This is a genomic window from Pseudomonas sp. B21-051, from assembly GCF_024748795.1.
In the GTDB taxonomy this organism is placed as follows: domain Bacteria; phylum Pseudomonadota; class Gammaproteobacteria; order Pseudomonadales; family Pseudomonadaceae; genus Aquipseudomonas; species Aquipseudomonas putida_A.
On record NZ_CP087166.1, the window covers coordinates 2,453,817 to 2,467,677 of the forward strand.

Consider the following 13,861-nt stretch of genomic DNA (forward strand, 5'->3'; position numbering starts at 1 on the left):
GCGATCTTTTGATCTTGATCTGACAAATCAAAATCAAAAGATCGCAGCGTGCCGCAGCTCCTACAGGGGGGAGTGATGTCTCGGGTTATTTGCGATCCAGCCACACGGTCTGCGCGTTGCAGAACTCACGTACACCGAAGTGCGACAGCTCGCGACCGAAACCGCTTTTCTTCACGCCTCCGAAGGTCACGCGCGCGATCAACGCGCGGCTTAACACTCTGTAGGAGCTGTCGAGTGAAACGAGGCTGCGATCTTTTGATATTGATCTGGAAAATCAAAATCAAGAGATCGCAGCGTGCCGCAGCTCCTACAGGGGGCGGTGTTATTTGCGATCCAGCCACACCGTCTGCGCGTTGCAGAACTCGCGCACGCCGAAGTGCGACAACTCGCGACCGAAACCGCTTTTCTTCACGCCGCCGAAGGTCACGCGCGGGTCGCTGGCGGAGTAGCCGTTGATGAACACACCACCGGTCTCCAGTTCGCTGGTCAGTTGCTGGGCCAGTTGCACGTTGGCGGTATAGATCGTCGCGGTCAGGCCGAAGTCGCTGTCGTTGGCCAAAGCGATGGCGTGGGCGCAATCGCGGGCAGTGATGATCGATGCCACCGGGCCGAACAGTTCCTGTTTGAACGAGGTCATGCGGTCGGTGACATCGGCCAGCACGGTCGGCTCGTAGTAGTTGCCCGGGCCTTGGGCCTTACCGCCGCCGAGCAGCAGGGTCGCGCCTTCTTCGAGGGTGTCACGCACTTGCTGGTCGAGTTCATCACGCAGGTCGAAACGTGCCATCGGGCCGATATAGGTGTCGGCGGACAGCGGATCGCCAACTTTCAGCTTGCGGGTAGCTTCGACGAATTTGCGGGTGAATTCCTCGACCACGCCTTCTTCAATGATCAGACGCTTGGCCGCTGCGCAAACCTGACCGGAGTTCTGGTAGCGACCGATGACGGCAGCCTGCACGGCCTCATCCAGATCCGCATCATTGAGCACGATAAACGGGTCGGAACCACCCAGTTCCAGCACGCATTTCTTCAGCGCAGCACCGGCCTGAGCGCCGATGGCCATGCCGGCGCGCACGCTGCCGGTCAGGGTTACAGCGGCGATGCGCGGGTCGGCAATGGCGCTGGAAACGCCTTCCGGGGTGACGTTGATCACTTCAAATACGCCATCGGAGAAACCGGCGCGCTTGAACGCGTCGCGCAGCAGGTAGGCGCTGCCCATCACGTTTGGCGCATGCTTGAGCACGTAGGTGTTGCCGGCGATCAGTGCCGGAACCGCGCCGCGCAGCACCTGCCAGATCGGGAAGTTCCACGGCATCACCGCGAGGATCGGGCCCAGCGGCCGATACTCGATGCGCGCCTTGCCGCCTTCGACCTGAGTCGGCTCGGCATCGAGCATCGCCGGACCGTTTTCGGCGTACCACTCGCAGAGTTTGGCGCATTTTTCGATTTCGCCACGGGCCTGGGCGATCGGCTTGCCCATTTCCAGGGTGATCATGGTCGCCATGGCTTCGGCGCTGTCACGCAGGGCGCCGGCGAGGGCGGTCAGGGCGCGGGAGCGATCCTGCAGCGGCTTGCGTTTCCATTTCGAGAAACCGAATGCGGCGCGGGTCAGCGCGGCGTCGAGGGCTTCGGCGGATTCAAAGGCGTAGTGACCGATCTGCTCGCCGGTGGCGGGGTTGATCGAGATGGCGTGGGTCTGGCTGGAAATCTGGCTCATGGCTGGCTCCTGCGAGTTCAGTGGATGGGCCTAGAGTAGGGTGGCGTTTGTTTTCTGGAAACTGAATAATAAAGATCGTTTCTTTCACGATTGGAGAATGACTGTGGATCTGGTGCAGCTGGAAATCTTCAAGGCCGTTGCCGAGCACGGCAGCATCAGCGCTGCTGCGGCGCAGATTCATCGCGTGCCATCGAACCTGACCACGCGGATCAAGCAGTTGGAGCAGGACTTGGGTGTCAACCTGTTCATTCGCGAGAAAAGCCGTCTGCGTCTGTCACCCGCCGGCTGGAGTTTTCTCGAATATGCGCGGCGCATTCTCGATCTGGTGCAGGAGGCGCGGGCCACCGTCGCTGGCGAAGAACCGCAGGGCGCATTCCCCCTCGGCTCGCTGGAAAGCACTGCAGCAGTGCGCATCCCCGAACTGCTCGCGGCGTACAACCAGTTGCATCCCAAGGTTGATCTGGACCTGTCCACCGGACCGTCCGGAACAATGATCGACGGTGTACTTTCAGGACGATTGGCGGCGGCCTTCGTCGATGGCCCGGTGCTGCACCCGGCGCTGGAAGGCGTGCCGGCGTTCGAGGAAGAGATGGTCATCATCGCGCCACTCAATCACGCCCCGGTGCAGCGCGCGGCGGATGTGAACGGCGAGAATATCTATGCGTTCCGCTCCAACTGTTCTTATCGGCATCACTTCGAAAAATGGTTCAGCACCGACGCTGCCGTGCCGGGCAAGATTTTCGAGATGGAGTCCTACCACGGCATGCTCGCTTGCGTCAGCGCCGGTGCCGGGCTGGCGCTGATGCCGCGCAAGATGCTGCAGAGCATGCCCGGTAGCGCAACCGTGAGCGTGTGGCCACTGGCGGCGGATTTTCGTTATCTGACCACCTGGCTGGTGTGGCGCCGGGGCACGGTGTCGCGCAGCTTGAGCATGTTCGTGCGTTTGCTGGAAGAGCGCGGTGTGGTGCGTGCAGAAGAGTAATTGACACGTTGTGTCATGGCTGTATCTTGATCGGCGTTTCGCAATATAAAAAACTATACAGCGTAGCCATGAGGACAAGGACATGAGTGCAGCCCTGAGCGGAAAAGAAGCAGTCGGTGAGCGGTTTGTGCTGGAGACGATGCGTCATGCGCAGGACCTGACCTGGAACGCCGTTGATGCCATCGCCAAGGTGATCAAGCCCGGCATGCGCGAATCCGAAGCCCAGGAGCGGGGCAAGCAGATCCTCGCCGAACTGGGCATGGATCGCATCTGGCATCCGCTGCTGATCCGCTTTGGCGCCAACACGCTGAAGGCATTCAAGGAACGTTCCGAAGGCGATCCGGTGCTCGGTGAAAACGATATTTTCTTCATCGACATGGGCGTGGTCTGGCAGGGGCACGAAGGCGATGCCGGAGCAACCTTCACCACCGGCTCCGATCCGGAAATGATCGCCTGCGCGGCGGCCTCCAAGGAGCTGTTCAAGCGTGTCGAGGCACTGTGGCGCCAAGGCGTGAGCGGTGTTGAACTGTACCGCTATGCCAGCGATCAGGCTGATGCCATGGGCTGGAAACTCAATCTCGACATCAAGGGCCACCGCGTCAGCGATTTCCCTCACGCGATCCATCGCGGCGGCAATCTCGGTGATTTCGAGCAGGCACCGAATCCCGGGGTGTGGATTCTGGAAATCCAGATCGCCCACCCGCAGCGGCCGTTCGGCGCGTTTTATGAAGATCTGCTGATCTGATTGTCACGGCGTACCGTTTCGGCCGTACAGGCGAAAGCCTTCGCGTTGGCTCAGACGCTCGTAATACGCCCTGACGGCGGCATAGTCCGGGTGCGCAAGTGGCGTTTCGAACCAGCGGTTGACCGACAGTCCGATGGGGATGTCGGCGAGGGAAAACCGTTCGCCACTGACGTAGGCGCCAGTCTTCTGCAACTGTTGATCGAGGATGCCCATGGTCTTCGACCACTGTTCGACACCGTTGGCCAACGCGGCGCGGTCTTGGTGATCCGGTGATTTTCGCACCAGCGACATGAACGCATACGACCACGACCGGTTCAGCTCCGACGCCTGCCAGTCGATCCACTGATCGACCCGCGCGCGGACTCGCGGCTCGGCGGGATAGAGGTCTGCGCCGCCATAGGCGCCTGCCAGATAACGAATGATCGTATTGGATTCCCAAAGAATGAAATCGCCATCCTGAATCACCGGCACCATGGCGCAGGGATTGAGCGCGAGAAACGTTGGCGTATCGGTGGGTTTGAAACCCGAGCCCCAATCCTCACGCTCGAACGGGATCTGCAGTTCGGCGCAGGTCCACAGCACTTTGCGCACGTTGATCGATGACGCCTTGCCCAGAATTCGCAGCATGAGTTTTCCCTGTCTCGTGGTTGCCTGTCGTGGGGTATCAAGAAATACCACACGACAATGCAGAAGGCCCGCGCATGGCGGGCCTTCTTTTTACATGGAATCAATCTCAGAGACTGCCCACCAGTTTGCCGCCCATCATCCGCCGCCGATAGGCGCTGTCACGATTGGCCAGCCAGAAGTACAGCGGCGACGTCACCAGCAGGCCCACCAGCCACGACAGGTCCGCGCCGTTGATGTGCGCCGACACCGGGCCGACGTACAGCGGGGTATTCATGAACGGGATCTGCACCGCGATGCCGATCGCGTAGGCCAGCAGCGCCTGCGGGTTGTAGCGTCCATAGATACCGCCGTCGACCTGGAAGATCGACTGGATGTCGTACTGGCCCTTGTGGATGGCATAGAAGTCGATCAGGTTGATCGCCGTCCACGGCACCAGGACCACTAGCAGCACCAGTACCAAGTCGACGAAGTGACCGATGAAGTCCTTCGACGCGCCGACGGCTGCGAAGCAGCAGGCCAGCAACACGATGATCGAAATCACTGCACGGCTTTTGGCGGTCGGGATCCAGCGGTAGGCGAAGGTCTGCACCAGAGTGATCAACGACAGTACCGCGCCGTACAGGTTGAGGGCGTTGTGGCTGATCACGCTGAGCAGGAACAGCACCAGCATCAGCGGGCCAATCGAGCCGGTGGCGAGTTTGACCGCGTCCATGGTGTCCATGCCCACCGGGGTCGCGAGGACGGCGACGGCACCGAAGATGAACGCCAGACTCGAGCCAAGCGCCGAGCCGAGATAGGTGGTCCAGAATGTCGACGAGACTTTGACATCGGCCGGCAAATAACGCGAATAGTCGGACACGTAAGGGGCAAACGCGATCTGCCACAGCGCGGCGAGCGACACGGTGGCGAGCCAGCCGGAGAGGTTGAAGCTGCCGCGAGTGAGGAAGTCATCGGTTTGAATATGGGTGAAGATGTAGCCGAAACCGACGACGATGCCGATCCCCAGCACCCAGGTGCCGATGCGGTTGAGCACGTGGATGAAGCGGTAGCCGATGATGCCGATGATCCCCGAACCGAGGGCACCGATGACGATGCCGACCGGCACCGGCACGCTGTCGACCACGCCGTGCAGCGACTTGCCGGCCAGCACGATGTTGGAGGCGAAGAAGCCGATGTACATGACCCCGGCAATCAGCACCACCAGCAGCGCGCCGAGCGAGCCGAACTGCGCGCGGCTCTGGATCATCTGCGGAATGCCCATCTGCGGGCCTTGCGCCGAGTGCAGCGCCATCAGCACGCCGCCGACCAGATGGCCGACCAGAATCGCGACGATGCCCCAGACCAGGTTCAGGTGGAACAACTGCACGCCCAGCGCGCCGGTGACGATGGGCAACGGCGCGATGTTGCCGCCGAACCACAGCGTGAACAGATCCCTGACCTTTCCGTGGCGATCTTCGGGGGGCACGTATCCTATCGTGTGTTTTTCAATGAGCGGCGCGGATGTTGTTGCAGAGGTGGACATGACGAACTCCAAGGCAAGGATGAGTACGTGGACGTACTTCGGTAAGCGCCGACACGGACGGCGCATTTCTTGTTGAAGCGATCATGTGCAAAGGCCCGGGATAGATAAATTAGTAAGTTTGTTGCTTCAGACCTTAAAAAATATATGCCGTGGGTCTGGGGGCTGTCCGGTATGTTCAAGCGTGATCAACAACAAAACTTTCAGAGGCGAACCCTTTCCTGTGGCGAGGGAGCTTGCTCCCGCTGGGCTGCGCAGCGGCCCCAAAAACGGCGCCGATCCCCCGATATTGTGAGTGCTGCGCACTCAAGCGGGAGCAAGCTCCCTCGCCACAGACGCGTTGTCTTACTTGCAGAGGTTTTATATGGCCGCCTACAACCTGCGCCAGCTCAAATACTTCGTCGCCACCGCCGACTGCGGCAGCGTCGCCGAAGCCTCGCGCAAGCTCTATATCGCCCAGCCGTCGGTGTCGACCGCGATCAAACATCTGGAAGAAAGCTTCGGCGTGCAGCTGTTCATCCGCCATCACGCCCAAGGCGTGTCGCTGACGCCCAGTGGTTCGCGGTTTTATCGCAAGGCTTTGGAGTTGCTGCGAGTGGCGCATGAGTTCGAGCAGAACGCGCTGGCGGACAACGATGTGGTCTCCGGACAGATCGATATCGGCTGTTTCGAAACGGTGGCGCCGCTGTACCTGCCGCGCCTGATCGCCGGTTTCAAGCAGCGCTGGCCGGGGGTGGAAATCCGTATTCGCGATGGCGAACAACAGGAACTGGTGCAGGCGCTGACTACCGGCAGCATTGATGTGGCGATGCTCTTCGAACACGACCTCGACAGCACCATCGAAACCACCTCGCTGATGCCACCGCAGCAGCCTTACGCCTTGCTGCCGGCCGACCACCGCTTTGCGCAACAGGCGAAAGTCTCGCTGCACGATCTGGTGCTGGAACCGATGATCCTGCTCGACGTGGTGCCCAGCCGTACCTACTTCGTGAGCATTTTCGAGGAGCGCGGACTGACCCCGCACATCGTCTTCAGCTCACCGTCGATCGAGATGGTGCGCGGCATGGTCGGGCGCGGGTTCGGTTTTTCGATTCTGGTGACCCGGCCGTTCGGCGAGTACACCTACGACGGGCAGAAAGTGGTGTGCGTGCCGCTGGCGGAAACCGTGACCGGCTCGGGCTTGTCGGCAGCCTGGTTGCGCCGGGTACAACTGACCAAACCGGTGCAGTTGTTCGTTGATCATTGCCGAGAGGAGTTGGCTCGACTGTACGCCTGAGCGTGCGTCGAGCCGTGTTTCAAGCGCGGATAGATGTCAGCATCCGTTGCAGCATCGCATCGCAGGCATCGAGTTGTGCGCGGCTGACAAACTCGTCCGGTTTGTGCCCCTGGTCCATGCTGCCGGGACCGCAGACCACCGTGGGAATACCCGCCGCATCGAACAGCCCGCCCTCGGTGCCGAACGCCACGGTGCCGAATTCCCGCGAACCGCAGAACGCCGCGATCAACTCCGCCGCCTGACTCTGCGCATCGGTAGCCAGGCCGGGATAAGCCGACAGCTCACTGAAACGAATCGCACTGTGCTCACTCACTGCTCGCATGCGCGGCAGCACTTGCTGCTCGGCGTAGGCCTGCAACTGCTGCGCGACCTGGGTTGGATCCTGCGAGGGCAGGGCGCGGATTTCGAAGTCGAAGCGGCAATCGGCGGGGACGATGTTCAGCGCTTTGCCGCCGCTGATCACCCCGGTCTGCACCGTGCTGTAGGGCGGATCGAAACGCGCGTCGTGCTGCTCGGGCGCCTTCAGTTGTTGGCCGATGCGCCCCAGCTCGCCGATCAGCTCGGCGGCGTACTCGATGGCGTTGACCCCCAGCGGCGCGTAAGCCGAATGACACGGATGACCGTGCACGTCGCAGCGCATCGCCAGTTTGCCTTTGTGGCCGAGCACCGGTTTCAGTTCGGTGGGTTCACCGATGATGCACAGCAGCGGTTTGACCGGCCGCTGCTCCAGCTCGGCGAGCAGCGAGCGCACCCCGAGGCAACCGACTTCTTCGTCGTAGGACAGGGCGATGTGCACGGGCATGCGCAGGTCTGCAGCGACCAACGCCGGCACCAGGGACAACACGCAGGCGATGTAGCCCTTCATGTCGGCGGTGCCGCGCCCGAACAGCTTGCCGTCGTGTTCGCTGAGTTCGAACGGCGCGACAGTCCACGGCTGACCGTCGACCGGCACCACATCGTTGTGACCCGAGAGCACGATGCCCGGTTGCTCGGCCGGGCCAATCGTGGCGAACAGATTGGCCTTGCTGCGCTCGGCGTTGTAGATCAGCTCGCACGGCACGTCGAAGCCTGCGAGGTAATTACGCACGAACTCGATCAGTTGCAGATTGGATTCGCGGCTGGTGGTGTCGAAGCCCACCAGCGTCCTGAGCAACGCGACGCTGTTGCTCATCGATCATCTCCGGCAACGCCATAACCCGGCGCCTTGGCCGGGTCGAGCGCGCGGTCGATGTAGTCCTGCAACTGCGGCTGATAGGCGTCCCAGAGTTTTTGCAACTGGCCGATCGGGTCTGCGTCTGCCCAGTCGACCCGCAAATTGACGATCGGCCAGGTCTGTTCGCCGACCACCACCACGGCTGCCGAATGCACGGGGCCTGCTTCGCCACCAAGGGCCTGGCCGGCGTGCAAGGCCTTGAGCAAGCGGTCGGCCAATTGGCCTTCGCCGTCTTCAAAGGCGCGGACCATCGCCTCGATGACCGCACGCCCGGCGAGCATGTTGCCGGCGGCCACGCATTGCTCGCCGGACACCGCGTTGTGCACGCCGAGGGTTTGCGCACCGCTGAAATGCGCGGTCTGGCCGAGGTGGTTGATCGCGGTGATCTGCCGGTATTGGCTGTAGCCGTTGCGGGTCAGGACCAGGTCCAGCGCCGCGTCGGGCGCGTGGCCTTGTTCCATCAGCGCGAGGACTTCCGGGCCGAGGGACGGCAGGGTGATGTTCTGGCTCGACACCGCGCCGACACCCGGCAGCAGCCACGGGCAACGCGCGCCGACGGCGATGCTGGAGGAACTGATGGCGACACCGAACTGGCCGGTTTCGGGGCAACGGGCTGCGATTGAAAAGGTCATGGTCTAACTCCTTGTGCGTCTGGGCCGGCCTCTTCGCGAGCAGGCTCGCTCCCACAGGGGATTGCATTTCAATGTGGGAGTGAGCCTGCTCGCGAAGGCCGCGACTCGGTCTGCCGACTTACTCGGGAATCACCGCCACCACATCAATCTCCATCAGCCACTGCGGCTGCCCCAGTGCCGACACCACCAGCCCGGTGGAAATCGGGAACACGCCTTTGAGCCACTTGCCGACTTCCTGGTACACCGGCTCACGGTAGCGCGGGTCGATCAGGTAAGTGGTGGTCTTGACGATGTGGCTCATGTCGCTGCCGGCTTCCTCCAGCAACTGTTTGACGTTGCGCATCGCCTGTTCGGCCTGCGCACGCGGATCCCCGAGGCCCACCAGATTGCCGTCGAAATCAGTGCCGACCTGACCCCGCACATACACGGTGTTGCCGGCGCGGACGGCCTGGCACAGGTCGTTGTCCAGGGTCTGGTTAGGGTAGGTATCCTTGGTGTTGAACATACGGATGCGGGTGTGGGTTGGCTTGCTCATGTACAGCTCCAGACTAGGTGTTCAGCGGCGCACCGGGCACCGATGCGAAAGAGGGAAATCAAGCGTCGACGGTATCGGCGGCTTTCGTGCTGGCGGTCGAATGCAGGGCGGCTTCACGCTGCTCGGCATCCTTGTAATCGAGGTATTTACGCTGGGTGGCGATGTGGTCGGCCACGTGTTTGGCGTCATGCCACACGCCCCAGATGAACGACGAACCACGCCGCGACTGCCATGGCAGCCCGAGGAAATACACCCCCGGCTCGCTGGACACGCCGCGCTGGTGCTGCGGTTTGCCCTTGTCGTCAAACGCTGCAACCTGCAGCCAGGAATAATCCACGGCGAATCCGGTGGCCCAGATGATCGAGGTGATGCCAGCCTTGGCCAGATCGAGATCGAGCAGCGGATATTTCACGCACTCCGGATCCGGATAGGTTTCGCGCGCCTCGGGTTCTTCGGGCAGATCCAGGCCATTGCGTTCGATGTAGGCATCCGCGGCATCCAGCAGCGCCAGATAGTTTTCGTCGCCACGCTTGAGGTTGTCGCTCAGGTCCTGCTTGAAGGTCACCACGCCGTTGTTGAACGACTCGGTCACGCCGACCAGGGTCATGCCGCGATGGGCCAGCCCACGAAAATCGATGGTGCGCCCGCCATGCGCGCCGCTGACCGCAATGGTCACATGCTCGCGGCCGGGTTTCATCGCTGCTTGATCCCACTCGCCGAGCACCCCCAGCCACCAGCAGAAATCACGGTTGCGATAGGCACGCGGCGGACGGTCATGGGCGCCGACCGAGAGATAAACCTGCTTGCCGGAACGCTGCAATTCATCGGCAATCTGCACGCCGGACGAACCGGCCCCCACCACCAGCACCGCGCCTGCGGGCAGTTGCTGCGGATTGCGATAGTCAGCGGAGTGGATCTGCAACAGACGCGGGTCTTGCGGGGCGATCGGCGGGATCACCGGGCGCTGGAACGGGCCGGTTGCCGCGACCACGCGGCTGGCCTCGATCACGCCTTCGGAGGTCTCGACGGTGAAGCCCGGACGCCCGACATTGCGCACCACGCTTTTGACCTCGACCCCGGTGCGGATCGGCGCGTTGAATTTCTTCGCATAGGCTTCGAAGTAGTCCGCCACGCGCTCCTTATGGGCGAAACCGTCGGGATCGACATCATCGAATTCCAGCCCCGGAAAGCGGTCGTGCCACGCCGGACCGTTGGCTACCAACGAGTCCCAGCGCCCGGTGCGCCAGCGTTCGGCGATGCGGCTGCGCTCAAGCACCAGGTGCGGCACGCCAAGTTTGCTCAGGTGCTCGCTCATCGCCACACCGGCCTGTCCGGCCCCCACGACAAGCGTGTCTGTTTTTATTATTTCAGTGGTCATTTCTACATCCTTCCTGGCAAGGCAAGTGGATTCGGATCGCTTCAGGCTTGTCCGTTTTGCTTGCGGTCAGACTAGGCAGGAGGGGGGTATCGGTAAAATATTATTAAGCTGGGATGTGAATACAAATTGCTGAAGCAGAGGGGGGGAAGCCAGTAAAAACGCGGCTTGCAGGGCAGGGGAAGGTTGTCCCGGGCAGGAAAACCCGGGACAGACAAGGAGAATTTCTCCTTCAAGGAGGGGGGAGTGTCGCGTCAGTTGCCGTCGGCAACCTTGCGTTCAATCGCATCGGTCTTGCGTTTGAGCTCCTCGACCTCCTGTTCTTTGGTGCGGATCGAGGTCGGCGTCAACACCTCGTCTACTGCTTTGGTGTCGTCGTCACTGTCCTGCAGATCGCGGCGAACCACATCCACCGGTTTGCCCGCCGCATCGAGCGGTGGTGCGTTATGAGGGGTTGCAGGCTTGCGGTCATCGGTGTTTTTCATTTTTCATACCTCCATTGGCTTACAACGTTGGATACGACGACATGACGCGAGTTCGAGAAATTTCACGGGTAACCGCTGCCGCCCTCGGCTGCGCACTACTGATTGCTACACAGACGGTTCAGGCGGCCAGTTTCGACTGCGCCAAGGCCCGGGCGGCGGACGAAAAAGCCGTCTGCGCCAACCGCACGCTGAACGATCTGGACGTGACCATGGGCGAGCTGTTCAGCCTCGATAAACGCCTGCTGCCGATGGGCGGACGCGATGCTCTGATCGGTGAGCAGCAGGCCTTCCTCAAAAGCCGCAAGGCCTGTGGTGCGAAGGTCGATTGTTTGACTGAGCTGTATCAGAAGCGCGTCGTTGCGTTGCGCAACATCATCGAGACGCGAGTGATGACGCAGGGGCCGTTTTGACCCGCTGCGTTTTTCTGCTGCTGGTCAGGTCATGCCGTCAAAGCAAACTCCACGATACCCCGACATAAACCCCCAGTCCTTCACCCGGCGTAGACCGCGCCGCGTCCTGGCCCTTGTCGTCATACCCCGGCGTGACCGTCGCGGCGTAGTGCTTGTTGGTCAGGTTGCGCAGGTCGAGCCAGGTTTGCCAGTCGTTTTTCGGCGCGTTGTAGCCGACGGTGGCGCCGAAAAGTGCGTAGGGATCGGCGTAGTAGCTGTTGGCGTAATCCACCGCGACTTTGGACACCAGTTGCGTGTTGACCGCCGCGAAGAAGCCTTGTGGCCAGTCGTGGCGCAGTTCGCCCTGGTAGTAGTGCATCGGCAGGCCCGGCAGGCGGTTGTCGCCGAAACGCGGGTCGTCGCGGTAGTGGAAGTCGCTGAAAGTGTAGGCCTGACGCAGGCTCAATTTACGTCCGTCGGCGGCTGACCACAGCGTGCTCTGCAGACTGGCTTCCACGCCTTGGTGCACGGTAGGGCTGGCATTGAGTTCGTACGGGGTGACGGCGTTGGCGTCCGGCAGTACCGACAGCAATTCGTGGCGCACCTGCGCGTAGTACCACGCCAGGCTCCACTGGCCGAGGGTGCTGTCGCCGCGACCGCCGAGTTCGAGGGTGGTCGCGGTCTGGTTCTGCAGTTTGATCGGGTCGCTCTGAGTGCCGGTCGCCGCACCGTTGCCGGCCGGGAAACGGATGTTCGAGCTGTAGATCAGCGACCACGGGTGCGGTGCTTCGACCGAGCGGCTGAGGTTGCCGAACAGTTGCAGGTCCGGCGTGACCTGATAGCGCAGACCCAGTCGTGGCGCGTAATCCCAGTCGTTCAGGCTGGTCTTGCCGCCGCTTTGCGGGTAGGTGACGGCGCTTTCGCGGCGGGTGTAGATGGCGGCGAGACCGGTGGTCAGCCACAGGTCGTCGGCGATTTCCAGATCGTTGCCCACGTGCAGAACGGTGTCCGAACCCTGATAGGTGAAGTTGCGCATGCGGGTGCCCGGGGCATACGCGGCGGTGTTGCCGGACGGGATGCGCACGAATTCACTGGCGCCGTCGTTGGGCAGGTGTTTGGTGGTGCGCAGGCCGATGGTGCTACGGCTTTCCATGCCAAACAGGGTGTCGCGGCGCTTGTAGTCGAACGTGCCGCTGACGTCGGTGTAAGCCACTTTCAGACGGTTCGGGCCTTCGCGCAGGTCCATCGGGTAGTCGTGATAGACCAGGCCGGTCTGAATGCTCGAGTCGTCGTCGATGTAGTAGGTGGTCTTGTTGCCGATGAAGGTGCTGCCCGGTTGTTTGCGGCTGTCATCGCGCGACACATAAGCCGGGTTGGCCGCCCGTGGAGTGTGCTCGATCGAGTGCTTGGTCACGCGGCCGGCGAGGTCGTTGTCGGTCTCGCGATAGCGGATATAGAAGCGGGTTTCCAGGTTCGGATTGAAGCGATAGCCGAAGTTGGCGATCACACCTTTGCTCTCGCTGGCGGTGTGATCCTGATAGCCGTCGGCGTTCGCATCGGTCAGCGACACGTAGTAATCGAAGTCGCCCAGCACCTGCCCGGAACTCACCTGACGCTGCTGATAACCGTGGCTGCCGGTGGCATAGCGCACCTGCAATTTCGGCGCGTCGTAGCCGGTATGGCTGACGTAATCGACGGCGCCACCCAGCGCCAGGGCGCCGCGATCAAAGCCGTTGGCGCCGCGCAGCACCTCCACATGGTCGAGCCACAACGGTTCGAGCAATTCGTAAGGCGTGCCGCCGGGGCCGGTCAGCGGCAGGCCGTCGAGCATCGTGTACAACCCCGAGGCATGCGCGCCCGGTGCGCGGTTGATCCCCGAACCACGGATCGAGATTTTCACCCCTTCATTACCCGCCGATTGCGCGTAGACCCCCGGCTGATAGGCCAGGACGTCCTGATTGCTCGCCACTCGGCCCTGCAACGGCTGGCGCATGTCGACCAGGTTGCTGCCGCCGGGCACTTGCGCCAGACGCGCTTCGGCCTCGGCGACGGAGGCATCGGCGCCGCTTTGTTCTTCAGCCGAAATCAGCACCTGTCCCAACTCCATGCTTTTGGGTTCCTCGGCCATGACCGGGCAGGCGAGGGCCAGGCCCAGCAGGGCAGAGGGCAGGGATTTGGGCGACGGCATCGAAGAAACTCCAGGCAGACAGGAACGGGCAATGAACAGTGCGACGCAAGAAGGAGCGACGGAAACACATGGCAATTTTGCTTTTTTAACGGGGCGCTGCGTGGCAGGCGGGGGCAGGATTGCTCAGGAGGCGGCAGTCAGGGCCATACACGCAGACGACTGGCCGCTTTCGATGGCGGCC

At 62.0% G+C, this 13,861-nt stretch carries 13 protein-coding genes; 4 read left to right on the forward strand and 9 right to left on the reverse strand.

All coding sequences use genetic code 11. From position 1 onward, the window contains the following. Positions 1 to 322: 322 nt before the first annotated feature. On the reverse strand, positions 323 to 1,714 hold the full coding sequence (locus LOY52_RS11055) for an aldehyde dehydrogenase family protein (protein ID WP_258679473.1): 1,392 nt from the start codon (positions 1,712 to 1,714) through the stop codon (positions 323 to 325). A gap of 103 nt (positions 1,715 to 1,817) precedes the next feature. Here LOY52_RS11055 and ptrR point away from each other — a divergent pair, with 103 nt between their 5' ends. Both ptrR and LOY52_RS11065 read left to right on the forward strand, forming a co-directional pair. Further along, the gene (ptrR, locus tag LOY52_RS11060; protein WP_258679851.1) at positions 1,818 to 2,696 is read left to right on the forward strand and encodes a putrescine utilization regulator PtrR; all 879 of its coding nucleotides are present in this window, start codon (positions 1,818 to 1,820) and stop codon (positions 2,694 to 2,696) included. An 82-nt stretch (positions 2,697 to 2,778) separates the two neighbouring features. Beyond that, positions 2,779 to 3,441 (forward strand): M24 family metallopeptidase, encoded by a 663-nt coding sequence (locus LOY52_RS11065; RefSeq protein WP_258679474.1) that lies wholly within the window; start codon positions 2,779 to 2,781, stop codon positions 3,439 to 3,441. A 3-nt stretch (positions 3,442 to 3,444) separates the two neighbouring features. Here the strand turns inward: LOY52_RS11065 and LOY52_RS11070 are convergent, their stop codons facing one another. Further along, positions 3,445 to 4,068, reverse strand: a complete 624-nt coding sequence (locus tag LOY52_RS11070) for a glutathione S-transferase family protein (RefSeq protein WP_258679475.1) — start codon at positions 4,066 to 4,068, stop codon at positions 3,445 to 3,447. A gap of 106 nt (positions 4,069 to 4,174) precedes the next feature. Further along, positions 4,175 to 5,590, reverse strand: coding sequence for a cytosine permease (locus LOY52_RS11075; RefSeq protein WP_258679476.1), 1,416 nt, complete (start codon positions 5,588 to 5,590; stop codon positions 4,175 to 4,177). 361 nt (positions 5,591 to 5,951) lie between these two features. Between LOY52_RS11075 and LOY52_RS11080 the strand changes: the two genes are divergently transcribed. Next, positions 5,952 to 6,863 (forward strand): LysR family transcriptional regulator, encoded by a 912-nt coding sequence (locus LOY52_RS11080; protein ID WP_258679477.1) that lies wholly within the window; start codon positions 5,952 to 5,954, stop codon positions 6,861 to 6,863. A 19-nt stretch (positions 6,864 to 6,882) separates the two neighbouring features. On the opposite strand, the gene argE is transcribed toward LOY52_RS11080, so the two are convergent. The 5 genes from argE to LOY52_RS11105 form a co-directional block, all read right to left on the reverse strand. After that, positions 6,883 to 8,034: an acetylornithine deacetylase gene (argE, locus tag LOY52_RS11085; RefSeq protein WP_258679478.1), complete on the reverse strand. Its 1,152-nt coding sequence runs from the start codon at positions 8,032 to 8,034 to the stop codon at positions 6,883 to 6,885. Further along, positions 8,031 to 8,708 (reverse strand): DUF1028 domain-containing protein, encoded by a 678-nt coding sequence (locus LOY52_RS11090; protein ID WP_258679479.1) that lies wholly within the window; start codon positions 8,706 to 8,708, stop codon positions 8,031 to 8,033. The genes argE and LOY52_RS11090 overlap by 4 nt, the downstream gene beginning before the upstream one ends. Before the next feature lie 118 nt (positions 8,709 to 8,826). Continuing rightward, positions 8,827 to 9,243 carry a RidA family protein gene (locus LOY52_RS11095; RefSeq protein ID WP_003225869.1) on the reverse strand — a complete coding sequence of 139 codons (417 nt, stop codon included), beginning with the start codon at positions 9,241 to 9,243 and terminating at the stop codon, positions 8,827 to 8,829. A 58-nt stretch (positions 9,244 to 9,301) separates the two neighbouring features. Then, complete coding sequence (locus tag LOY52_RS11100; RefSeq protein ID WP_258679480.1) at positions 9,302 to 10,621, reverse strand: NAD(P)/FAD-dependent oxidoreductase; 1,320 nt, start codon at positions 10,619 to 10,621, stop codon at positions 9,302 to 9,304. A 251-nt stretch (positions 10,622 to 10,872) separates the two neighbouring features. Next, the gene (locus LOY52_RS11105; RefSeq protein WP_258679481.1) at positions 10,873 to 11,103 is read right to left on the reverse strand and encodes a hypothetical protein; all 231 of its coding nucleotides are present in this window, start codon (positions 11,101 to 11,103) and stop codon (positions 10,873 to 10,875) included. Between the two features lie 41 nt (positions 11,104 to 11,144). Here LOY52_RS11105 and LOY52_RS11110 point away from each other — a divergent pair, with 41 nt between their 5' ends. Next, the gene (locus LOY52_RS11110; RefSeq protein WP_258679482.1) at positions 11,145 to 11,513 is read left to right on the forward strand and encodes a lysozyme inhibitor LprI family protein; all 369 of its coding nucleotides are present in this window, start codon (positions 11,145 to 11,147) and stop codon (positions 11,511 to 11,513) included. A gap of 37 nt (positions 11,514 to 11,550) precedes the next feature. Here LOY52_RS11110 and LOY52_RS11115 read toward each other — a convergent pair whose 3' ends face one another. Further along, positions 11,551 to 13,680: a TonB-dependent receptor domain-containing protein gene (locus tag LOY52_RS11115; protein WP_258679483.1), complete on the reverse strand. Its 2,130-nt coding sequence runs from the start codon at positions 13,678 to 13,680 to the stop codon at positions 11,551 to 11,553. Positions 13,681 to 13,861: the final 181 nt, after the last annotated feature.